22 protein-coding genes are annotated in these 21,634 nt (G+C 72.9%); 12 read left to right on the top strand and 10 right to left on the bottom strand.

The window, feature by feature from the left end; translation table 11 throughout:
* Window positions 1-195: 195 nt before the first annotated feature.
* The 3 genes from AC1DV7_RS07375 (at window position 196) to AC1DV7_RS07365 (ending at window position 3,451) form a co-directional block, all read left to right on the top strand.
* Window positions 196-1,407 (top strand): ATP-binding protein, encoded by a 1,212-nt coding sequence (locus AC1DV7_RS07375; RefSeq protein WP_477596094.1) that lies wholly within the window; start codon window positions 196-198, stop codon window positions 1,405-1,407.
* Window positions 1,408-1,703: 296 nt separating this feature from the next.
* Window positions 1,704-2,573: a peptidase inhibitor family I36 protein gene (locus tag AC1DV7_RS07370; protein ID WP_477596092.1), complete on the top strand. Its 870-nt coding sequence runs from the start codon at window positions 1,704-1,706 to the stop codon at window positions 2,571-2,573.
* Window positions 2,570-3,451, top strand: a complete 882-nt coding sequence (locus AC1DV7_RS07365) for a peptidase inhibitor family I36 protein (RefSeq protein ID WP_477596090.1) — start codon at window positions 2,570-2,572, stop codon at window positions 3,449-3,451. The genes AC1DV7_RS07370 and AC1DV7_RS07365 overlap by 4 nt, the downstream gene beginning before the upstream one ends.
* A gap of 160 nt (window positions 3,452-3,611) precedes the next feature.
* Here the strand turns inward: AC1DV7_RS07365 and AC1DV7_RS07360 are convergent, their stop codons facing one another.
* The 3 genes from AC1DV7_RS07360 to AC1DV7_RS07350 are packed head-to-tail and all read right to left on the bottom strand — an operon-like array spanning window position 3,612 to window position 5,772.
* On the bottom strand, window positions 3,612-4,202 hold the full coding sequence (locus AC1DV7_RS07360) for a mycothiol transferase (RefSeq protein ID WP_477596088.1): 591 nt from the start codon (window positions 4,200-4,202) through the stop codon (window positions 3,612-3,614).
* The gene (locus tag AC1DV7_RS07355; protein WP_477596086.1) at window positions 4,199-5,176 is read right to left on the bottom strand and encodes a DinB family protein; all 978 of its coding nucleotides are present in this window, start codon (window positions 5,174-5,176) and stop codon (window positions 4,199-4,201) included. Before AC1DV7_RS07355 ends, AC1DV7_RS07360 begins: the two co-directional genes overlap by 4 nt.
* A 2-nt stretch (window positions 5,177-5,178) precedes the next feature.
* Window positions 5,179-5,772, bottom strand: coding sequence for a dienelactone hydrolase family protein (locus tag AC1DV7_RS07350; RefSeq protein WP_477596084.1), 594 nt, complete (start codon window positions 5,770-5,772; stop codon window positions 5,179-5,181).
* Window positions 5,773-5,809: 37 nt separating this feature from the next.
* On the opposite strand from AC1DV7_RS07350, the gene AC1DV7_RS07345 reads away from it, so the two are divergent.
* Window positions 5,810-6,766: a helix-turn-helix transcriptional regulator gene (locus tag AC1DV7_RS07345; protein ID WP_477596082.1), complete on the top strand. Its 957-nt coding sequence runs from the start codon at window positions 5,810-5,812 to the stop codon at window positions 6,764-6,766.
* A gap of 4 nt (window positions 6,767-6,770) precedes the next feature.
* On the opposite strand, the gene AC1DV7_RS07340 is transcribed toward AC1DV7_RS07345, so the two are convergent.
* The 4 genes from AC1DV7_RS07340 to AC1DV7_RS07325 all read right to left on the bottom strand — a co-directional run bounded on the left by AC1DV7_RS07340 (window position 6,771) and on the right by AC1DV7_RS07325 (window position 10,469).
* Window positions 6,771-8,105 carry an RNA polymerase sigma factor gene (locus AC1DV7_RS07340; protein ID WP_477596080.1) on the bottom strand — a complete coding sequence of 445 codons (1,335 nt, stop codon included), beginning with the start codon at window positions 8,103-8,105 and terminating at the stop codon, window positions 6,771-6,773.
* Window positions 8,105-8,473, bottom strand: a complete 369-nt coding sequence (locus AC1DV7_RS07335) for a YciI family protein (protein ID WP_477596078.1) — start codon at window positions 8,471-8,473, stop codon at window positions 8,105-8,107. The genes AC1DV7_RS07340 and AC1DV7_RS07335 overlap by 1 nt, the downstream gene beginning before the upstream one ends.
* A gap of 98 nt (window positions 8,474-8,571) precedes the next feature.
* Window positions 8,572-9,111, bottom strand: a complete 540-nt coding sequence (locus AC1DV7_RS07330) for a dihydrofolate reductase family protein (RefSeq protein WP_477596076.1) — start codon at window positions 9,109-9,111, stop codon at window positions 8,572-8,574.
* Window positions 9,112-9,263: 152 nt separating this feature from the next.
* Entirely contained in the window at window positions 9,264-10,469 is a 1,206-nt protein-coding gene (locus tag AC1DV7_RS07325) for a cysteine desulfurase-like protein (RefSeq protein WP_477596074.1), read from the bottom strand.
* Window positions 10,470-10,575: 106 nt separating this feature from the next.
* Here AC1DV7_RS07325 and AC1DV7_RS07320 point away from each other — a divergent pair, with 106 nt between their 5' ends.
* Window positions 10,576-11,121, top strand: a complete 546-nt coding sequence (locus tag AC1DV7_RS07320) for a dihydrofolate reductase family protein (protein ID WP_477596072.1) — start codon at window positions 10,576-10,578, stop codon at window positions 11,119-11,121.
* Window positions 11,122-11,126: 5 nt separating this feature from the next.
* On the opposite strand, the gene AC1DV7_RS07315 is transcribed toward AC1DV7_RS07320, so the two are convergent.
* Together AC1DV7_RS07315 and AC1DV7_RS07310 are read right to left on the bottom strand one after the other, a co-directional pair.
* A complete protein-coding gene (locus AC1DV7_RS07315; protein ID WP_477596070.1) occupies window positions 11,127-11,708 on the bottom strand; it encodes a methylated-DNA--[protein]-cysteine S-methyltransferase in 582 nt (193 codons plus the stop codon).
* Window positions 11,705-12,190 (bottom strand): RNA polymerase sigma factor, encoded by a 486-nt coding sequence (locus AC1DV7_RS07310; RefSeq protein WP_477596068.1) that lies wholly within the window; start codon window positions 12,188-12,190, stop codon window positions 11,705-11,707. Before AC1DV7_RS07310 ends, AC1DV7_RS07315 begins: the two co-directional genes overlap by 4 nt.
* 75 nt (window positions 12,191-12,265) lie before the next feature.
* On the opposite strand from AC1DV7_RS07310, the gene AC1DV7_RS07305 reads away from it, so the two are divergent.
* From AC1DV7_RS07305 to AC1DV7_RS07285, 5 genes are all read left to right on the top strand, one after another.
* Window positions 12,266-13,141, top strand: coding sequence for a glycerophosphodiester phosphodiesterase (locus AC1DV7_RS07305; RefSeq protein ID WP_477596066.1), 876 nt, complete (start codon window positions 12,266-12,268; stop codon window positions 13,139-13,141).
* 134 nt (window positions 13,142-13,275) lie between these two features.
* Window positions 13,276-13,668: an ATP-binding protein gene (locus AC1DV7_RS07300; RefSeq protein ID WP_477596064.1), complete on the top strand. Its 393-nt coding sequence runs from the start codon at window positions 13,276-13,278 to the stop codon at window positions 13,666-13,668.
* Between the two features lie 36 nt (window positions 13,669-13,704).
* Window positions 13,705-14,589: a DUF5926 family protein gene (locus AC1DV7_RS07295; RefSeq protein ID WP_477596062.1), complete on the top strand. Its 885-nt coding sequence runs from the start codon at window positions 13,705-13,707 to the stop codon at window positions 14,587-14,589.
* Between the two features lie 12 nt (window positions 14,590-14,601).
* Complete coding sequence (locus AC1DV7_RS07290; RefSeq protein ID WP_477596060.1) at window positions 14,602-15,417, top strand: glycosyltransferase; 816 nt, start codon at window positions 14,602-14,604, stop codon at window positions 15,415-15,417.
* Between the two features lie 11 nt (window positions 15,418-15,428).
* Window positions 15,429-16,934: an MptA/MptB family glycosyltransferase gene (locus AC1DV7_RS07285; protein ID WP_477596058.1), complete on the top strand. Its 1,506-nt coding sequence runs from the start codon at window positions 15,429-15,431 to the stop codon at window positions 16,932-16,934.
* Here AC1DV7_RS07285 and AC1DV7_RS07280 read toward each other — a convergent pair.
* A complete protein-coding gene (locus tag AC1DV7_RS07280) occupies window positions 16,873-19,128 on the bottom strand; it encodes a hypothetical protein (protein WP_477596056.1) in 2,256 nt (751 codons plus the stop codon). The genes AC1DV7_RS07285 and AC1DV7_RS07280 overlap by 62 nt on opposite strands.
* Window positions 19,129-19,169: 41 nt before the next feature.
* Here AC1DV7_RS07280 and AC1DV7_RS07275 point away from each other — a divergent pair, with 41 nt between their 5' ends.
* Window positions 19,170-20,567, top strand: a complete 1,398-nt coding sequence (locus AC1DV7_RS07275; protein ID WP_477596054.1) for a glycosyltransferase 87 family protein — start codon at window positions 19,170-19,172, stop codon at window positions 20,565-20,567.
* Window positions 20,564-21,514: a D-2-hydroxyacid dehydrogenase family protein gene (locus tag AC1DV7_RS07270; RefSeq protein ID WP_477596052.1), complete on the top strand. Its 951-nt coding sequence runs from the start codon at window positions 20,564-20,566 to the stop codon at window positions 21,512-21,514. The genes AC1DV7_RS07275 and AC1DV7_RS07270 overlap by 4 nt, the downstream gene beginning before the upstream one ends.
* Window positions 21,515-21,634 lie beyond the last annotated feature (120 nt).

Genomic DNA, 21,634 nt, shown 5'->3' with positions numbered 1-21,634 from the left:
GAGTGACTCCAGTGATCCTTGGTCTGGCCGGGGTGTCCGGCGGTTGGTGGTGGGATCACCGTGCCCGTGGCTGCTTGGCGGGAACTTGGGGTCGACTTGGGCCGCCCCGCTGGGTTCGCGAGGGGCGAGCGCGACACGATCGCGGAGTATCGCCAAATCTCAGGGAAACCGTAGAGAGCGCCATACCCTCCGATCGTGGACCCGATTCGCAACCCCTACGCCCCGGGCGCAGGCCAGCGCCCGCCGGAGCTCGCCGGCCGCGACGAGCAGCTGCACGCGTTCGACGTGGTGCTAGAGCGGATCGCCCGAGGCCGCCCCGAGCGCTCGATCGTCCTGACCGGGCTGCGGGGCGTCGGCAAGACCGTCCTGCTCAACGCCCTGCGGTCGGCAGCCGTCCGCGCGCACTGGGGCACGGGCAAGCTCGAGGCGCGCCCCGACCAGCGACTGCGGCGCCCCCTCTCGGCCGCGCTCCACGTGGCCGTCCGCGAGCTGGGCCACCCGGCCGGCGACCAGGTCGACCACGTGCTCGGCGTCATCAAGGCGTTCGCGCAACGCGACTCCGAGCCCGGCGCCAAGCTGCGCGAGCGGTGGAACCCCGGCATCGACGCCCCGGCGGTGACGGGTCGCGCCGACTCGGGTGACATCGAGATCGACCTCGTCGAGCTGCTCACCGACGTCGGCGGGCTGGCTGCCGACGTGGGTCGCGGCGTCGCCGTCTTCATCGACGAGATGCAGGACCTGTCCGCCGACGACGTCTCGGCCATCTGTGCCGCCTGCCACGAGATCTCGCAGTCGGGCCTGCCCGTCATCGTCGTCGGAGCGGGCCTGCCGCACCTGCCCGCTGTGCTGTCCGCCTCCAAGTCCTACTCCGAGAGGCTGTTCCGCTACCAGCGCATCGACCGGCTCGACCGCGGTGCGGCCGACCTCGCCCTCGTCGCGCCAGCCGAGGACGAGGACGCCGAGTTCACGGCGGAGGCCTTGGACGCCATGTATGCCGCGACGGCCGGCTACCCGTACTTCATCCAGGCGTACGGCAAGGTCGCGTGGGACGTGGCGCCCCGCACCCCCATCACCGTCGAGGACGTGAAAGTCGCTGCGCCAGAGGCGGAGGCGGAGCTCGCCGTCGGGTTCTTCGGCTCCCGGTTCGAGCGCGCCACCCCGGCCGAGCGCGAGTACCTGCGAGCCATGGCCGACGCGGCCCAGAGCCTCGCCGACGGCGGTGAGGATCTCGACGACACCGAGTCGGTGCCCACCGCCGCGGTGGCCACGGTGCTCGACCGAAAGCCGCAGTCCCTCTCCCCCGCCCGCGACGCCCTGCTCAAGAAGGGGCTCATCTACTCCGGTGAGCGCGGCCGGATCGCGTTCACCGTCCCCCACTTCGGCAGGTACCTGCGCACCATCGCCTAGGCGGCGCCGGCAGCGACGGCAGCGCGGTAAAGCCCTGTCGAGGAGTTGGTCGATCTTCGTTCCCGGTTCGTCCTCGAAATGGCAGGTGGGCATTTCTCGCGTGGACAAACCCGGACGAAGCCAACAGGCTCGGGCCGCGCGCGATGGGTCATGAGGGAGGACTGTCGGCCCGACGGGCGCAGGGGGGAGTCGTTTCGGCCTGGTGCAGGGTGACCGACGACCTTCTGGAGTCGCCGTTCTTTTCCGTACCCATCTCCACCCGGGCTTCCGCATGCCCAAGGACAAGGAGCTTTGTGATGAAGAAGTTGCTCGCGTATGCCGCCCTCGCAGGAACGCTGTTGACGGCCACCTTCCTGACCGCCGCCCCAGCGGCGCAGGCCGCCGCTCGTGACGGCATCTGCCAGTCCGGCGAGTTCTGCCTCTACTACAACAGCGACCACGCCGGGTCGGTGTCGGACTTCACGACCTCGATCAGCGACTACGGCGCGACCCAGCCGGACTGCTACGAGTTCAAGAGCGCCGGCGCCGGTCAGGGCCAGTGCGTGAAGAACAACGCCGCCTCGGTCTGGAACCGCACGAGCGGCTCGGTCACCGTCTTCTACAACAGCGGCTACTCCGGTGACAGCCAGACGTTCGCCTCGGGCGCCAAGGTCAACCTCAACGCCACGCTCAAGAACGACAACGCGTCGCACCGGCTCGGCGGGGGCACCGCGACCAACGTCGACATGTCCGACGCCCTCTACACCGGTGGCGGCGGTCGCCTGACCACCCCGTTCGACGGGTACGAGACCACGCCCGGGCGCCACGAGGGCATCGACTTCGCGAAGGCCAGCGGGGCAGGGGTGAAGGCCCTGCTGTCCGGCACGGTGACCAACGTCGTCGAGGGCGGCACGAGCCTGTCCACCATCGCCGTCTACAACGCGACCTTCGACAAGACGATCATCTACCTGCACACCAACCCGCTCGACAGCGTCGACACCGGTGACTCGATCAGCAAGGGCCAGCAGATCGCGACCGAGGCGTCCCGGGGCGCGAGCGCCACGCACACCCATGTCGAGATGCGTCTGGGCCGCAGGACCCTCGCAGCCAAGAGCGTCGACGACCCGGTGCTCGACAACCCGAACCCCAGCCCGTTCTGGCAGGCCCGCGGGTACAACGTCCGATGAGCGCGACCCACCTCCGCGGCCTGTCCCGCTCGACCCGCCGGGCCGCTGCCGGACTCCTGGCCGGCGTCGGCCTCGCCGCCTCCCTGGTCGCCGTCGCCCCCGGCGCGCAGGCGGCCGACCGTGACGGCATCTGCCAGTCGGGCGAGTTCTGCCTCTACTACAACAGCGACCACGCCGGGTCGGTGTCGGACTTCACCGGCTCGATCGCGGACTACGGTGCGACCCAACCGGACTGCTACGAGTTCAGGGGCGCCGGCGCCGGTCAGGGCCAGTGTGTGAAGAACAACGCGGCCTCGGTCTGGAACCGCACGGGCGGCACGGTGACCGTGTTCTACAACAGCGACTTCGGTGGGGCGAGCCAGTCGTTCGCCGCCGGCGCCAAGGTCAACCTCAACGCCACGCTGAAGAACGAGAACGCGTCGCACCGGTTCGGCGGCTGGGCACCGTCGTACGGCGCGCCCAACACCAACCCGTACCCCTCGGCAGCGACGAGGGCGCCCAGTGCCACGGCCCGCACGCAGTTCGTCGACGACGAGATCGCGCGGCTCACCGGCGAGCGGGACTGCTGGGTGGGTGACTACCGCAGCTACCAGCCGTCGACGAGCAACCACAACACCGGCAACGCGCTGGACTGCACGATCTCGAACGCGATCGGCACGTACCCGACTGCGGCCCAACGGGACCAGGGCTGGCGGCTGGCCAACTGGCTGAAGCAGTACGCCGTCCGCCTCCAGGTCCGGTACGTCATCTGGGACGGGCAGATCTGGAGCGTCGCCCGCTCGTCCGAGGGCTGGCGCACCTACACCGGTGGCTCGGGCGTGACCGGTGGTCACTACGACCACGTCCACGTCTCCGTCCAGAACCCGTACGGGGACTGAACGGGACCGACCAGCGCCCGACGGTGTAGGTGAGTGAGCGCGATGTGCTCCACCTGGCAACAGGAGACGCGCATCGCGCTCACTCGGCCTTCCGCCGCGGGGCCCAGGTGCCCTCGCCATGACTCGTATGGCGCGTGGGCCAGCGAGTCAGCCCCGCCTGTCAGCCTCTGCCTGTCGGGCGCCACCCTGCGGGTGGGTCCTCGCCCACCCGGCCGTCGACGGCCTCGCGCAGCAGGTCGGCGTGCCCGGTGTGGCGGCCGTACTCCTCGACGAGGTCGAACAGGAGCCGGCGCAGGCTGGCGCTCTGGCCGTGGGCGGTCACGTGGATCGGCAGGTCCAGTCCGCCTTGGGCGAGGGCCGAGGCCACGCGCTCGCGGGACCGCGCCACCGCCCCGTCCCAGAGGGCGTACAGCTGGTCGTCCGGTTCCTGGTCGGCCGACGTGAACTCCCAGTCGTCGTCCTCGAAGTCCGCGCTGGCCCAGACGTCGGGCAGCGGGTCGCCGGACAGCCGCACGTGGGACTTGAAGTCCTCGACGAGCGCGAGGTGCTTGAGCAGGCGGCCCAGGGTCAGCGTGGAGGACTCGATGCTCGTCCGCAGGCCCTCGTCGTCGAGGCCGTCGGCCTTCCAGCGGAACGTCCAGCGCAGCCGGTCGAGCGCGCCGAGCAGGTGCTCGACCTCGGTGCCGGCGAGGGGCGGCTCCCACGGGGTCTCGTCCGAGCCGGGTACGGGGTCGGGGTGTTGGTCGGTCATGTCTCCTCCTCCTGCGGTCGGTGCTCGTCCGGTCGGTGCTCGCCCGGTCGGTGCCCGCCCGCTCGGTGCCCGCCCTGTGGGCGTTCGTCGGGCCCGCGTTCGAGCGCAGCGAGGTCGCGCTCGGCGTACTGCCGGTGCCACCACTCCTCGTTGAGCAGGGTGTCCAGGCAGTCCTTGACGGGGAAGGACTCCGGTGGTGGCCAGCCCGCCCCCGCCACCGGCTCGGTGTGGGACGCGAGCTGCTCCGCGGTCAGGGTGGCCAGGTAGTCGCGAACCTGACCGCTGCGCTCCCGGCGCAGCGCGAGCGCCTCGTCGAGGGAGGGCCGCACCTCGCGGTCACGGGGTACGCCGGGGGTGTCGGGCATGGTGTCCCACGGCAGCTCGAGCGGGTGCCAAGGGCTCGGGTCGCCCTGGATCGCGCGGCGCAGCCACGAGCTGGTGGCGAAGGCGAGGTGGCGCAGCGTCTCGATGAACGACCATTCCCCGTCGACGCTCTCGTGCAGCAGCTCGGCGTCGAGTTGGCGGGCGCGCTCCACCGTGCCCGACCAGAGGTCCTCGAGGATCGCCCACGCGTCGCGGTAGCCCTGCGGGTCGGTCGGTCGCAGCCGGGCCCGTTCGGGATGCAGGCGGTCGAGCTCGGCCTCGACCAACGGGCCGATGTCCACTCCGTTGACCCGCACACGCAGGAGCTCGCCGCTGATCTCGACGTCGACCAGCTCGACCCCTCGCATCCGCACCCGGGTCAGCGCGCTGTCGCGGATCTCGACGTCGGCCAGGTCCACCATCTGCAGGGAAGCGCCGGTGAGGTCCACCCGGTCGAACCGCACGCCGGTGAGGTCGACGTGCTCGAAGCTGGCGCCGACCAGCCGCTGGTCGCGCACGGACAGCGAGTCAGGCGCGGAGGCCGCCTGCGACGCCATACCCTCCGGCACACCGGACGGCGAACCCGGCGGGGAGTCCGACGGCACACCCATCGTCAGAGCCTGGACAGCAGGTCGAGCGAACGCTGGAGGACCAGCTCGGTGGCCGCCTCGTCGTAGTCGGCGAGCGTGTTGTCCGTGAACAGGTGTCCGTCGCCGGGGTAGAGGAACAGCTCGGCCTCGTCGTGGGACTCGAGGAAGGGCCTGGCCGCGTCGAGGTCGCCCTCGTCGACGAAGAACGGGTCAGCGTCCATCGAGTGGATCTGCACCGGAACGCCGTCCGGCCACGACCCGAACCAGGTCGGGTCGGCGAACGAGTGGTAGAACAGCCCGCCCAGGGCGCCGGGCCTGGTCTGCAGCAGCTGCTGGGCGGCCATGACGCCCATCGAGAAGCCGGCGTAGACCACCGACTCCGGCAGGTCGGCGGCGGCCCGGACCCCGCGGGCGCGGACCTCGTCGAACCCGACCTCGCCGGCAAACGCCTGACCCTCCTCGATGGAGTCGAAGGTCCGGCCCTCGAAGACGTCGGGCGTGTGGACGGTGTGGCCGGCGTCCCGCAGCCGGTCGGCGAAGGCGGCGACCCCCGGGGTGAGGCCCTGGATGTGGTGGAACAGCACGATCTCGGTCATGACGACCACCGTAGGACGCATTGCGGACGATCTGCTTCCGCAATGCGAGGATGTCGAGATGAGCGTCGACGTCAGCCCCACCGCCCGGGCCCTCCTGGCCCTCGAGCTCGTGCAGAACCAGCCCGGCATCACCGCCGTACGGCTGGCGCAGCGGCTGGAGGTGACCCCGCGCGCGGCGCGACGCTACGTCGCGATCCTGCGGGAGGCCGGCATACCCATCGCGTCGGTGAGCGGTCCTGCCGGTGGCTACCGGCCGGGCCGCGGGCTGCGACCRCCGCCGCTGCTGTTCTCGCCGGCCGAGACGCTGGGACTGGTCATGGCCGTCCTCGACGGCCACCACGACGCCGGTGACGCTGCCAACCCGGTGGGCAGCGCCCTCGCCAAGATCCTCAGCACCCTGCCCGAAGCCGTTGCGGCGCAAGCGGATGCGGTGCGGCGCACGGCCGCCCCGGCGCCGGACCGAGGTGCCGCCCGACCCGACCCCGGCACCGCAGCCACGCTGGTCCAGGCGTGCGCCGACCGGCTGCGGGTGACCTTCGGCTACCGCACCGAGGCGGGCCGCGAGCTCTCGATCGAGGCCGAGCCGTGGTCCGTGGTCGTGCGGCACAGCCGGTGGTACCTCTTGTGCCACTCGCTCACCTCGGGGGCGGTCCGCGTCTACCGCGTCGACCGGATGCGCGACGTCGTCGTGGGCGAGGAGCCGTGTGAGCCGCCGGACGACCTCGACCCCGTGGCGGCCCTCGAGGCACACCTCGCCGTGGGGTGGGAGTTCGAGGTGGAGGTGGTCGTCCAGGCCCCTGCCGAGCTCGTGGCCCGGCGGGTTCCGCGCACGATGGGGGTCGTCGAGGCGGTGGACGAGGGGTCGTGCCGGTTGGTCGGGAGCACCAGCAACCCCACGGGGTATGCCGAGGACCTCGTGCGGCTGCCGGCGGCCTACCGGGTCGTGCGGGGTGACGAGGTGCGGGCGGCGACGCGGGCGCTCGCGGCCCGGCTCGCAGCGGCCGTCGCGGTCTGACGGCTCAGGCGTGCCCACCGGCGCACTGCGCCGCGCGCGCCTGCATCGTGGCGCGTTCCCGCGTGTTGGCGGTGAGGGCCGCCGACCGCAGGAAGTGCCCTCGGGCCTCGTCGTGGGATCCCTTGCGGCACAACAGGTCTCCGACCACGGCGGGCAAGAGGTGGTAGTCCTTCAGCTCGGGTCGGATGAGCAGGGGCAGCACGATCGCGAGCCCCGCGTCAGGCCCGAACGCCTGTGCCGTCGCGACCCCGCGGTTGAGCTCCACGACCGGTGAGGGGCTGACCTGGGCCAACCCGTCATACAAGGCAGTGATCTGCTCCCAGTCGGTGTCCGCGGCCGTGGCGGCGCGGGCGTGACAGGCGGCGATCGCGGCCTGCAGGGCGTACGGGCCGGTCGTCCCGCGCAGGTCCTCGACCTGGCGGACGTGGTCGAGCCCGCTGCGGATGAGGGTGCCGTCCCACCGTGAGCGGTCCTGGTCCAGGAGCAGCACGGGCTCTCCCTCGGGGCCGACCCGGGCTCTGAGCCGCGAGGCCTGCAGTTCCATCAGGGCGAGCAGCCCGAGGGTCTCGGTGTCGCGCGGCGTGAGGGCCACGAGCATCCGCCCGAGCCGCAGGGCCTCGGCACACAGGTCGGCCCGGACCCAGCTGTCGCCACTCGTGGCCGAGTGCCCCTCGTTGAAGACGAGGTAGATGCCTTCGCGGACGGCCGCCAGCCGGGCCGCCCGCTCCGCGGCCTCGGGGAGCTCGAACCGCACCGAGGCCGCCGCGAGCGTCCGTTTCGCCCGCACGATGCGCTGCGCGATGGTCGACTCGGGAGCGAGGAAGGCGCGCGCGACGTCGGCCGTGCCGAGGCCGCACACCAGCTTGAGGGTGAGCGCAGAGCGCGCGTCCGCCGACAGGATCGGGTGGCAGGCCATGAAGATCAGGCCGAGCAGGTCCTCCGCGAGGTCCGCGTCGACCACCTCGTCGAGGCCGTGCTCGACCGTCCCGGGAGTCGTGGCGGCGACGACCCGGTACTTCGCCCGACCGGTATCGCGGCGGCGGATCCGGTCGATGGCGAGGAACCGGGCGGTCGTCTGCAACCACGCGCCCGGGTTGTCGGGCACCCCCTCGGCCCGCCACTTCTCCAGGGCGGCGACGAAGGTGTCCTGGGCGAGCTCCTCGGCAGTGTCGAGGTCTCCCACCAGGCGCGCGAGGCGGGCCGTGACCCGCGGTGACTCGACCCGCCAGAGGGTCGCCAGCCGCTGCTCGAGCGTGGCGTCTGCCGCGCCCCCAGCGGCCCCAGCGCCCGCAGCGCCTGCCGGGCCCGCCGGGCCTGCCGCGCCCGCCTCGGTGGGCATCAGGCCGAGGGAGCCTCGAGGTCTTCGACCTCGATCACCTTGCGCACGTCGACCCGGTGCGAGCCCACGACCAGCGCGAACTTCCTCGCGTGCTCGACGGCCTCCTCCAGCGAGTCGACGTCGAGGATCGCGAAGCCGGCGATGAGCTCCTTGGCCTCGGCGAAGGGACCGTCGATGACGCGGACCGCCCCGTCGCTGACCTCGACCCGGGCCCCCTTCGAGCTGGGGCCGACGCCCTCGCCAGCGAGCAGCACGCCGGCCTGGGCCGCCTCACGCATGTACGCGCCGATCTCGGCCATCGCCTCGGGCGTGGGCGGGATGCCGTCCTCCATGTCCTGGGTCTGGTAGTGCATCACCATGTAGCGCATCGTCGTCTCCTGGGGTGGGGGGCTCCCGGCCGGGTGTGGCCTGGTGGCCGGGTGTGGGGCTGGCGGCCGGGTGTGGGGCTCCCGGCCATTCTGGCCGGTCAGACGGCGGCGGGGCCGTAGACCAGGTGGACGACTCCGGTCGTGAAGGTCGTCGACGACCTCAGCTCGAGCGGGACGGTCTCGCCCTCCGCGAACAGCCTCTTGCCGTGACCCACCACGATCGGGTGGACCAGCAGGTGCAGTTCGTCGACGAGGCGACGCTCGAGCATCCACCGCACGAGCGTGGCGCTGCCCGTCGTCCCGAGCGTGGTGTGCTGCTTCAGCTCGGTGAGGGCCGCCTCGACGTCACCGCCGATGACCGAGGAGTTCTCCCAGGTGGCCTCGGTCAGCGAGCTCGACACGACGTACTTGCGGGCGCCGTTCATGGTGGCCGTGAACGGGTCCTCGGGGTCGGCCTGCGGCCAGTAGGCCGCGAAGCCGTCGTAGGTCTCGCGTCCGAGGAGCGTGGCCTCGGCCCGGGCCATCTGCTCGCCGACGACCGCTCCCATCTCGTCGTTGAAGTAGGGGAAGTGCCACGTCTCGGGTGCCTCGATGACACCGTCGAGCGAGATGAACAGGCTGGAGGTGATTGATCCCATGGAGGGCTCCTTGCTCGGGTCGGGCGGCTGCCCGACGGGGGTGGTCCTGCGTCCGGCGCCGGCGGTTCCGGTGCCTTCACCCCTGGTGCCGAACGAGCCGTCGTCGATTCGACACCCGCCCACAGATGTTTCGGGCCGTGCGGTCTGAGCCCTCAGAGGCTGCGCAGGGCGTCCAGCAGCCGGGCGACGTCCTCGTCGTTCGTGTACGGCGCCAGCCCTACGCGAACGCCCCCCTCTGCCCCCAGCCCCAGGTGGTGGCTGCACTCCCAGGCGTAGAAGTGGCCGGCGGGCGCGTTGACCCCGGACTCCGCGAAGTGCGCCCGCACCGCCTGCGGTTCGTGCCCGTCGAGCGTGAACAGCAGGGTCGGAGTCCGCCGCTTCGCGTTGCTGTATGCCGTGGCGCCGGGCAGCGCGCGGATGCCGCTCTCGAGGGTGGCCAGGAGGTCGTCCTCGTGGGACTCGAGGGCCGCGAAGGACGCGACGAGGCGCTCGCGCCGCGACCCCGGCGCACCGGAGTCGAGCCCGGCGAGGAAGTCCACGGCAGCGGTCGTCCCGGCGAGGAGCTCGTACGGCAGCGTGCCGAGCTCGAACCGCTCCGGCACGGCGTCACTGGAGGGCAGCAGCTTGGCCGGCCGCAGCGTCTCCAGCAGCTCCGGGCTGGCCGCGAGGACCCCGAGGTGCGGACCCAGGAACTTGTACGGCGAGCAGACCCAGAAGTCGGCCCCCGAGGCGGGCAGGTCGGTGGCCACGTGGGCGGTGGCGTGCACACCGTCGACCCACAGCAGGGCGCCGGCGCCGTGGGCCAGCTCGGCGATGGCCGGCAGGTCCGGCCGCGTGCCGATGAGGTTCGAGGCCGCGGTCACCGCGACCAGCCGGGTGCGTTCCGTGACGACGGCCTCGATGGCGGCGGGGTCGAGCTCGCCCGTCGCGGGGTCGAAGTCGGCGAAGCGCACCGTGGCGCCGCACGCCTGCGCGGCGATGACCCACGGCCGGACGTTGGCGTCGTGGTCGAGCCGGGTCACGACGACCTCGTCGCCCTCGCCCCACGAGGCCGTGAGCGTCCGCGCGAGCTGGAAGGTCAGCTCGGTCGCCGAGCGCCCGAAGACGATGCCGAGGGGGTCCGTGCCGAGCAGGTCGCCCATCGCGGCGCGGGCCTCGACCACGACGGTGTCGGCCAGCCGCTCCGACGGCGTGACCGTGCCCCGGTTCGAGATCGCGGAGGTCAGCGTGTCGGCCACGGCCATCGCCACGACATCAGGCGTCTGCGAACCGCCGGGGCCGTCGAAGTGCGCAGCCCCTGCGCGCAGGGCCGGGAAGTGGGAGCGGACCCGCTCGACGTCATACACACCATCGCTCATCCCCCGATCCTGCACCACCCGCACCTCGGATTCACGAGGGGTGGCGCGGCTGGCACTCTGGGAGACACCACCCGCACCCGCTGCTCGCCAGGAAAGGCCGGACCCCATGGGCACCATCGCAGTTCACGAGTTCATCTCCCTCGACGGCGTCTACGAGGACCCCCGCTGGACGTTCGAGTTCGGGTTCGACCCCGCCATGGGAGAGACGCTGGCGGGCATCACCGGGCAGGCAAGGGCAATCCTGTTGGGCCGCAACACCTTCGACATGTTCGCGCCGGCCTGGCGCGAGCGCACGGTCGAGGACGACCCCGGTGCGCCGTTCTTCAACGACACGACGAAGTACGTCGTCGGCGAGCGGGACGTGACGCAGGAGTGGGCCAACACGCTGCGGCTGGGCGGCTACGACGCCGACACCATCCGCCGGCTCAAGGACGAGACCGACGGCACGATCTACGTGTCCGGCAGCGGCACGCTGGTGCGTGGGCTGGTTGCCGACCGGCTGGTCGACGACCTGCACCTGTTCGTCTACCCGGTCGCGCTCGGGTCGGGCGCGCGGCTGCTGCCCGAGGGACTCGACACGACGCGCTTCGCCCTCAAGGGCACGGACGCCTACGCCAACGGCGTCGTCCACCTGCACTACGGCCCCGCCTGACCCGACTAGTGGGTCGCCTCGAGGTCGAGCAGGTAGCGCTTGGCAGCCAGCCCGCCGGCATACCCGGTCAGGGCGCCGCTGGAGGCGACGATGCGGTGGCACGGGAGCACGACGCACAGCGGGTTGGCGCCCAGCGCCGCCCCCACGGCGCGGGCGGCGCGAGGACGCTCCACCAGGGCCGCGAGCTCGCCGTACGTCGCCCGCTGGCCGTAGCCGACCGACCCCGCCAGCCGCGGCAGGACCGTGCGCTGGAAGTCCGAGGCGAGGGCCAGGTCGGTGCGCAGGGTGAACGCGTGGGTCCGACCGGCGAGGAACGACTCGAGCTCGCGGCGGGCCTCGTCGAGCTCGCCGGGCTGACGCAGCACGCGAGGGGAGATCTTGGCGCTGAGCCGGGTCAGCACGGCCTGCTCGGCGGCGTCGTCGGGAACGAAGGCCGAGGCGACGAGGGCGCCGGAGTCGTTGCGGGCCAACAGCATCCGCCCGATCACGGTGTCCTCGACCACGTACGAGACGTCAGAGGGTGGCAGCACCGGGGGGTGCACGGTCGGGTCGAAGCCGGAGAGGAGTCCGGGAAACAGGTCAGTCATGGCAGGTCCTTGCGCAGGGTGGCGAGAGCGTCGCTGACGAGGCGGCGGCTCATGGCGGGGGTGGTGCCGAGGGCGGCGGCGATGGTCGGGTGGTCGAGGTCGGCGACGTACTTGAGGACGACCGCCTCGCGCTGCCTCGGCGGCAGGGCCCCGACGCGCGACCACAGGGGGCCGTCGGGCAGGGCGGCGTCGGCAGGTGGTGCGGCCGGGCCGGAGGCGAGCGAGGCGGGGTCGTCGTGGGGCACCGCACGGCGGGCCCGTCCACGGTGCAGGTCCATGGCGCACCGGTGCGTGATCGTGAGCAGCCAGCCGCGCAGGTTCGTCGCCGACCGCACGGTGGGATAGGCCGCGAGGGCCTGCGTCCACGCCTGCTGGGCGACGTCGTCGCCGTCGACGGGGCCGGCGAGGGCGTGCGCCAGGCGCGCCACATCGCGCCAGTGCGCGTCGACGAGGGTCTGGAAGGCGGGCAGGTTCACACCCATGGAACGCCGCACCTCCCAGTCGTGTGAGTGCCCCCAGCCGGTATGCCGTGGGCGCGCGGCCCCATCGTGCCGCACGTGCGCGACCGACCGGTCCTGCTGTGGAACCATGGTCGCGTGCTCGACGACGCCGTCCCCACGCGTTCTGCTGCTGTGTCCCGTCGCACCCCCTTGGTCATCGCCCACCGTGGCTCCAGCCTCGCCGAGCCCGAGCACACCCTGCGGGCCTACCTGCGGGCCATCGAGGAGGGCGCCGACGCCCTCGAGTGCGACGTGCGGCTGACTGCCGACTCCCACCTCGTCTGCGTCCACGACCGCCGGGTCAACCGCACGTCCAACGGCCGGGGCATCGTCTCGACGCTCGAGCTGGCCGAGCTCGAGGGGCTGGACTGGGGCTCGTGGAAGCAGGCGCACCCCGGCGACGCCGAGCTGCCCGACCGCGACCGCAACAACCTCCTGACCCTGCGCCACCTGCTGACGACCGTCACCGCGAGCGACCGACCCGTCGGCGTGGCCATCGAGACCAAGCACCCGACGCGGTACGCCGGTCTCGTCGAGCGCCAGCTGGCCCGGGTGCTGGCCGACTTCGGGCTCGACACCCCACGCCGACCGGGTGACCACTGGGTGCGGGTCATGTCGTTCTCGCAGCTCGCCGTCCAACGGATGCGACAGCTGTCGCCGCACGTTCCGGCGGTCTACCTCATCGAGGAGTCGGTGCCCCTACGGTTCCGTGACGGGTCGCTGCCCAAGGGGGTCCACACCGTCGGTCTCGACATCAGGATCCTGCGGCGGTGGCCCCGCACTGTCGAGCGCCAGCACCGTCACGGTCACGAGGTCTTCGCCTGGACGGTCGACGAACCAGCCGACATCGCCCTGTGCCTGGAGCTCGGGGTCGACGGGATCATCAGCAACCGTCCCGGCGCCGTGCTCGACGCTGTGCGCGAGCGTCGGTAGGCTGCGGCAGCAGTGTCGGAAAAGAACGGATTGTTCGCCGAATGACCGCATCACCCCTTCGTCCGGATCGCGCCGCGCCCCCTGTGCGCTCGGTGCCGCATGCTGGTGCCCGCGGGGGCGACGCGGCCAGGACCATGCGGGTCCCCTGGCGGGCCGCGTCGGTCGCCCTCGTGCGCAAGGCCGTGGTCGACGACCTCGCCACCCGCGAGGTGAGCCCGGCCGTCATCGACGAGGCCGAGATCGTCATCTCCGAGCTGGTGTCCAACGCGATCCGGCACGCGCGCCCTCTCGCCGACGGCAACCTGCGGGTGCACTGGAAGGTCAAGGCAGGCGTGGTCGAGGTCGAGGTCACCGACGGTGGGGGTGACAGCACGCCGCGCCCTGCCCCCCGCACCATCTGGGCACCCTCGGGCCGCGGCCTGCGCATCGTCCGCAGCCTCGCGCACGAGTGGGGTGTGACCGAGGACCGCACCGGCTCGACCGTGTGGGCCTCGCTCGGCGGCCCCTCGCGCCGCCGCACGCACTGACGGCACCGCCAACCCCGAGGCCCTAGGGTTTGGCGCATGGGTAAGGCATCGCGGCGCCGCAAGGGCGCAGACCAGGGCTCGGCTCGTGTCGAGCCGGCACCATTCGTCCGTCGGCCCTTCGAGGGGCTGCCGGGCGAGACCGACTGGGTCGCGATGCGCGAGATCCTGCCCGCTGCGACCGCGGCGGTGAGCTTCGCGGCGGGCAAGACGCCCCAGGGAGCCGGTCCCGACGCCACGGTCGCCACGGTCCTGCCGCTCGCGTGGCCGGGGCTGCACCGGGCCGACGGCACCGTGTTCTTCGGGACGCAGACGGGTTCGGTGTCCGGCGACGCGTCCCGTGACCTCGCTGCGGCGCTCGTGGCCGCCGCGACGGCCGAGGAGGGCACGCCGGTCGTCACGACCGACCCGTCCACCGCGCAGAGCCCGAGGCTGCAGGACCTGCTCGACCTGTCCGCGCCGCTGGACGTGACGGTGCACGAGGGTTTCGAGTTCTGGGTCGGCGAGACCGACCTCGACGACGAGGGCAAGGCCTCGCTCGAGCGGGCCAACGAGTCGGTCATCCCGACCGTGAAGATGGCCGCGACGGAATCGGCGTACTGGTGCCGGATCGGCGACCGCACCCACATCCGGCTGGTGCTGCCCGACGACGAGGACCTCGCCACCGACGCCCTGGCCCGGCTGCACGCCGCCGGTGAGGACGGCGTCGGCGAGGGCACGCGCCTGCTCGGTGCCTTCCGCGCCTGCGGGCTGCTCGTCCCCGTGTGGGACCTCGACCCCGAGCTCGCGGCGGCCGACTACGAGGAGGGCCTCGGCGCCTTCGTCACACGGTATGCCGGGGTGCTGGGCTCGCAGGACGCGCTCACCGTCGACGAGCGCCGCGCCCGGTCCGGGTTGCTCAGCCGCCAGGTCACCCTGCGCTAGGAGGCTGCTCCCATGACGTCGACGTTGCCGCTGAGCGTTGCCGCGGTCATCCCCGCCAAGGACGAGGCGCAGCGGATCGCGGCCACCGTGCGAGCGGTGCGCTCCATCCCGGGGGTCGACCTCGTCGTGGTCGTCGACGACGGCAGCAGCGACGCAACCGCTGACCTCGCCCGCGAGGCCGGCGCCGAGGTGGTGCGCCACGCGCGCAACCGCGGCAAGGCCTCGGCGATGACGACCGGAGCGGACTACGTCGCGCGGCACGAGTCAGTGGAGTCTGCGCGGGACGGTGAGTCGCGGACCGGGGAAGAGCTGGACGGCGAACCAGGGCGGGGCGGGGAGCCGGCCGGCGCGGCGGGGGCGGTGCGTTCGACACCGCGTCCGCTGCTCTTCGTCGACGGCGACCTCGAGGAGTCGGCGGTCAACGTCGGCGTCCTCGTGCCGCCGGTGCTGCAGGGCCTGGCGGACATGACGATCGCGACTCTCCCTCCGCAGAAGACCGCCGGTGGGGGTCGCGGCTTCGTCGTCCGCCTGGCGCGCAAGGGGATCGAGGACCTCACCGGATTCGAGGCGAAGCAACCGTTGTCGGGCATGCGATGCCTGTCCCGCGCCGCGTTCGACACTGCCACGCCGCTGGCCCGCGGCTGGGGTGTCGAGGTCGGCCTCACCGTCGACGTGCTGCTCGCGGGGCTGAGCGTCGAGGAGGTGCCCTGCGAGCTGCACCACCGGGTCAGCGGTTCGGACTGGCGCGGCCAGGTGCACCGTGCCAGGCAGTTCCGCGACGTCGCCCTCGCCCTGGCCCGTCGCCGAGTCCGTCGCGGACTGCGCTGATCGCGGGCGTCATGGCTGCGACGAGGGGGGCGGTGGGGCGGCTGTTCCCCCCGTCGGACGGGGGCGTCACCCCGTGGACGCCGCCCCGGGTGGCCACCGCGGCCGTGCTGACCGTCTCCTTCGCCCTGCTGGTGGTCGTCGGGGCCGCCGGTGAGAGCGCCGCCAAGCCGGGGCTGGGACCCGAGGTCGGCTGGCTCCCCGGTGACTGGTCCTGGGCCCCCGGCCCGGCCCTTGTCACCGGACTGTTGTGGGCGGCATACCTGCTCGGGGCCCTGGGGGTGCTCCTGCACCTTCGGCACGGGCTGCCCCAGCGCGCCCAGGTCGTGCTGGGCGCGCTCGTGGTGCTGGCCGTCATCACGCTGACGTCGCCCTTCGGCTCCGCCGACCACACGAACTACGCCGCGTACGGCCAGATCGCCGCGCACGGCGGCGACCCCTACCTCACGCCCCCCAACGCGTGGTCCCCGACCGACCCCGTCACCAGCGCGGTCCGGCCGCCGTGGGACGGCACCGTCAGCATCTACGGTCCGTTCGCGACGGCCCTCCAGGCGCTCGCGGCCCACCTCGGGCAGGACTCCATGCGCCAGACCGTGTGGGTCTGGCAGCTGATGGTCCTGCTCGCCTGGCTGGCCACGACCTGGGTCGTCACGGCCCTCGTCGGCCCCGGCCCCGGCCGCCGTCGCGTCGCGGCCCTCTGGGCGCTCAACCCGGTCGTGGTCGGGGTCGCGGTGTTCGGCGCCCACGTCGAGCTCGTGGCGGTGGCGCTGGTGCTCTTCGCCGTCTGGGCGTCGTCCCGCAGCACCTGGGCGGCGGGAGTGCTCGCGGGTCTCGGTGTGTCGACGAAGTTCACGGTCGGGGTGGCCGTCCTCGCCCTGCTGCTGGCCTGGTGGGTCCACGAGCGGCAGGGCTTCGCCCGCCGCACTGCGGTCCTCGTGGCCAGCCTGCTCGCGGTGGTCGTCCCGCTGCACTGGTGGGCCGGCCCGCACGTCTTCGACCAGCTCGACCGAGCCCGCCGGTCGGTCTCGCTGGCCACCCCGTGGCGCCTGCTGCTCGAGGCGCTCGACGGTCCGATGACCAATGCCGACGCGCGCGACCTCGTTGCCGCCCTGGCGCTGGCCCTGTTCCTCGTCCTCGTCGTCGTCCTGACCCGGCTCACGCGCGGCTTGGCGCCGGCCAGCACGCTCGGAACCGCCGCCCGCGGCACCTTCGTGCTCAGCACCGCCTACGCGCTCTCGGCCCCGTACTCCCTGCCGTGGTACCTCGTCCTCACCTGGGCGACCCTGCCGGTGCTCGCGGCGAGCGTGCTCGACCGCGCCCTGCTGCTGCACCTCGTGGCGATGACGCTGGCCTACGTGCCGGGCCGGGTCGAGGCGATGACCCCGTCCGTCCAACGCGCCACCCTGTGGGTGCGCCGCTCCCTCGTGCCGTATGCCGTGCTGCTGGTCTGGGGGTGGCTCACCCTCGCCGCAGCGCGCGGGTGGAGGCGTTCACCCGCGCCTCGTCCTCCAGCACCCTGACGCTCACCGCGATGATGAGGGGCACGGCGATGATCGCTCCGTTCGCCGGGATGGCCACGCCGGAGTCGTTGATGGCGAAGCCGATCGTGAGCGTGATGAGCAGCGCGATCAGCCCCGGGCGCAGGGTCGGGCACGCCTCGTAGGACCGGCGCAGTGACTGCGAGCCCCACGAGGTGGGCCGCGCCAGGACGTAGATGACGAAGGCCAGGGCGATCGGCACCAGCAGGGTCAGGGTGCTGCTGAACAGGATCGAGATGTTCTGCTCGAGCTTGCGGATCACGATGTCGCCTGCGCCACCGGTGAACAGCGAGTCGAAGAACCGGCCGAGGTGGGACTGGGATGCCGGCGCGCGCAACGAGTCGAGGAAGCCGACGAGCAGGAACAGACCAGCCGTCACGCCGACGATGAGGGCCCCACGGCGCCACGTCAGCTTGATCCCGAGGATCGCCAGCACGAGGTAGGCGAGGCCGGGCAGGAGCGCGGGAGGGCCGCCGCCGTCGGCACCCCAGTTGGGGCTGCCGTCGATCACCACGGCGACCACGCCGATGACGACCGCCGCCGCAGCCCCGACCCGCGGGCGTCCGCGCCGGACGAAGTACCCCGACACGGCGATCGCGAGCAGCAGGGCGGACGTCGCGAAGAGCGCGAAGGTGACGTTGCCCATGCCGTAGAAGCGCCCGCCCACGACCGGCTGCAGGCCCATCAGCGACGAGATCTGCAGCCGCGACCCGAACAGGATGTCGCCACCCAGCACCAGCATCGTCGCGAGGGACACGGCCGCGAGGGGGCCGGTGAGCCGCCGGCCCCACGGCCCCAGGAACGCGATGCCGGAGATGATCGTGACGAACAGCGCGACCGACAGCGTGACCGCGACCAGCGGCACCGGGAACCGCCACCACGGGATGAGGTTGGCCAGGAACGTCGACGCCGGGACGCTCGCCGCGACCACGGCGACCCGGCGCACGAGGCTCAGCAGCCGCAGCCGCCGGTCGTTCGTGCCGAAGTCGCGCCGCCACACGACGGCCGCGAACAGGTAGATCGCGATCTGGGTGTAGACGACGCCGTTGAAGAACGGGGAGACGAGCGCGTGCACGTCGTGGCTGGCGTCGTCGAAGTCGATGAGGTGCCGCAGCCGGTCGCGAGCCGCCTCCTCCGAGTTGCCCTCGGGGTCCTGGCGCTCGAGCCCCCGCCCACCGACCTCCGCGGGCAGCGGGACGTCGGCCGCCTTGAGCAGGGTCGCGGTCAGGTCGGACGCCTGCACGAGCCCCGGCTGGCGGGTGGAGGACGAGTACAAGGTGCCGGTGCCGTACTGCGGCCCCTTGGCCGCGACCAGCCGCAGCCGCTCGCTGCTGCCGGCGTCGGACAGGCTGGCCACGATGATGTCGGAGCCGGAGGGGGCGGCCTCGAGCACCTGCGCGAGCCGCTCGTCGATCTCCTTGACCTGGTCGGCCCGGCTGCCGGCCCCGACCTGCTGCTCGCCCTCGGCGACGTCGTCGGGGTCGCGCAGCGAACCCACGTCGACCAACGTCACCGGGCAGCTCGTGAGCCGGCCGGTGAGCTGGTCGGGGTCGAACGCGGCATACCGGGGCACGGCTCCCGAGCGGTAGGCGGCGCCCACCCCTGCTCCGGGGCCCACCGCCTGGATGCAGGTGTTGTTGCTCGCGAGGGTCTCCCCGAGGAGGCCGGGCCGGGAGTCGAAGCGCTTGGCCGCCGCTGCGGCGACGTAGGTGTCCCAGCCGGGCACGACCCCGCTGTCGACCACCGGGATGGGCGCACACGGCTGGGTGGTCTTGCGGGCGCCACCCTTCTCGGGGCCGGGGGCACCCGCGCGGTTGCCGGCCGAGAGGCTGAGCCACCCGTCGATCGGGCAGGTGTTGGTGAAGACCGACCGCACCGACAGCGCCGCCGTCGCCCCGTCGCGCAGGAACGACCACAGGGCGGGCGTCTGCTCCCGGGAGACGTCGCTCCAGGTCAGGCCGCCGGTGCCGACGAGGATCACCGGGTTGGGGGCGGTGGCGGTGGTGAGCGACGCGTCGGCGGCGGAACGCGGGGAGGCGGCGGCCTGAGGCGAGAGTGCGGCCTGCGGCGAGGGCGCTGCCTGCGGCTGGCTGGCGAGGGCCGGTCCGGCGACACCGAGGATCGCGGTGATCGTTGCGAACAGGCCGGCGAGCAGGGCGAGGGCGCGACGGGTCACCCGTACAGGCTACGGGGCGGGTGGCACGCAACAATGGGCGCGTGACCACGACGACCGCGCCCACGGCTCCCCCCCGGGGGCCGCTGCGACGCACCGGTGCGGTCCTGCTCGGGGTCGCCCGCCGCGCCGGCGAGCGGGTCTCGGTCTGGCCGCCCCGGGCGCGCTGGGCCCTCGGGGTGTTCCTCGTGCTGCTGGCGGCGTCGTTGCCCGTGCTGCGCTACCTCGTCTTCTGGCCGCTCGACCAGTGGCAGGTGGACGTCGAGGTCTACCGCGAGGCCGGGGTCTCGATCCTCACCGGCCGGCCCGTCTACTCGGCGATGACCGAGGCGCCGCAGCTGCTGCCGTTCACCTACCCGCCGTTCGCGGCGATCCTCGCCATCCCGTTGGCGCTCGTGCCGTTCGGCGTGGTCGGCTGGCTCTGGACGGCCCTCCAGATCGCGGCCACCACCGCGATCGTCTGGTATGCCGGGTGGCGCCTGATCCACCGCACCGGCCCGCTCGTGCCCATCACCCTGGCCCTGCTCACCGCCCCGATGCTGTGGCTGCACCCCGTCTCCGACGGGATCCGGTTCGGTCAGGTCAACGCCTTCATGGTGCTGGCCTGCCTGATGGACCTGCGCCACCCCCGTCCGGGCCTGCTCCGCCGGATCCCGCCCGGCGTGCTCGTCGGGCTGGCCATGTCCATCAAGCTGACGCCGGGCGTCTTCGTCGTGCACTACCTGCTCAACCGGCGGTGGCGTGAGGCGTTCACGGCCATCGGCACCGCCGTGGGCGTCACCCTCGGCGCCTGGCTGCTGCTGCCCGAGGCGTCCTTCACGTTCTGGGGCGGCGCCCTGCAGGACCCCGCCCGCCTGGGGCCCAACGCCGGCACCGCCAACCAGAGCATCCGCGGGTTCCTGCTCCGGGTCGGGCCGGACGGGCTGCTCGGCGACGCGATCTGGTTCCTGCTCGTGGCGGTCGTCGGGTTCATCGGGTTCTCGCTCGCCCGCCGGGCCTACCGGCTCGGCGACTCGATCAGCGAGGTCGCCGCGGTCGGCCTGATGGCGGTGCTGCTCTCACCCGTGGCGTGGATCCACCACCTGCACTGGATGGTCGTCGTCGTGTTCGCGGTGCTCGGCGCCAACCCGCTGCGCGACCGCCGCCGGATCGCTGCCGCCGCGCTCATCACCGGGTTCTTCCTGTGCCGGATGCCCTGGTGGGGCATCACCTGGCTCAGCCACCCCGACTGGCCCGACCTGCCGGGGCGGATGCTGCAGAACTCCGACGTGTTCTTCGCCCTCACGGCGCTCGGCCTGCTGTGGTGGGCGCTGCACCTGCCCGAGCCCGGCACGGGGCCGGACCTGCCCGAGCCCGGGACCGGCGCCGGCCTGCCCGAACCCGGGACCGGCGCCGACCTGCCCGCGGCGAACCCGCGCACCACGGCCGGGTCGCCGTCGTGAGGATCGCCGTCCTCGACGACTACGCCGACCACTTCCGTCACACCGCGGCGGCAGGACGGCTGGGCGGACACGAGGTGGTGGCGTTCACCGACAGCGTGACCGGCCCCGACCTCGCGGTGCGGCTCGACGGGTTCGAGGCGGTCGTGCTCCTGCAGCAGCGGACCGCCCTCCCGCGCGAGGTCGTCGAACGGCTGACCACGCTGCGCTTCATCAGCCAGACCGGGCGCAGCACAGGACACCTCGACCTTGCGGCGCTCGCGGAGCGGGGCGTGACCATCTCGGCGAGGGCCGCGCCCAGCTCTCGCGAGACCGCCGAGCTCACGTGGGCGCTGGTCCTCGCCAGCTCCCGCCACCTGCCACAGGAGGTCGCGGCCCTGCGGGCCGGCCGGTGGCAGAGCTCCGTCGGGGTCGGGCTGCACGGCGCGACGCTCGGCGTCTACGGCCTCGGCCGGATCGGCTCGCACGTCGCCCGCGTGGGCGCGGCCTTCGGGATGCAGGTCCTCGTGTGGGGTCGGTCCGGCTCCCTCGACCGCGCCGCCCAGCAGGGGTATGCCGCCGCCACGAGTCGCGAGGCCTTCTTTGCGGGGTCCGACGTGCTGTGCCTGCACGTGCCCCTCACCGACGAGACCCGCTCGATCGTCACGGCCGCCGACCTCGCCCTGATGAAGCCGACTGCGCTCTTCGTCAACACGTCGCGCTCCGCCCTGGTCGAGCCGGGCGCGCTCGCCGCCGCGGTCCGCGCCGGGCGACCGGGACGGGCCGCGGTCGACGTGTTCGACGACGAGCCCGTGACCGGTGGCACGGACCCGCTCGTCGGCCTGCCCGGCGTCACCGCGACGCCGCACCTCGGGTACGTCACGGCCGGGTCGCTCGACCGGCTCTACGACCTCGCCGTCGACCAGCTGCTCGCCTTCGCAGCCGGCGACCCGGTCGACGTCGTCACCTGACCCTGCGCCTGGCCGCGGCGCCATACCGGCCGTGGTGCTGCCGCCCGCGGTCCTGGCGGACCATGGCGCACGCCGCAGGCGTGCAGGTAGCCTGCCGAGCAGCGGAGCGCCGCCGCTCGG

The organism is Pedococcus sp. P2_E4 (assembly GCF_056403935.1).
The sequence above is the reverse complement of the archived record's forward strand: the minus strand, read 5'-3'. Positions and strand labels throughout refer to the sequence as shown.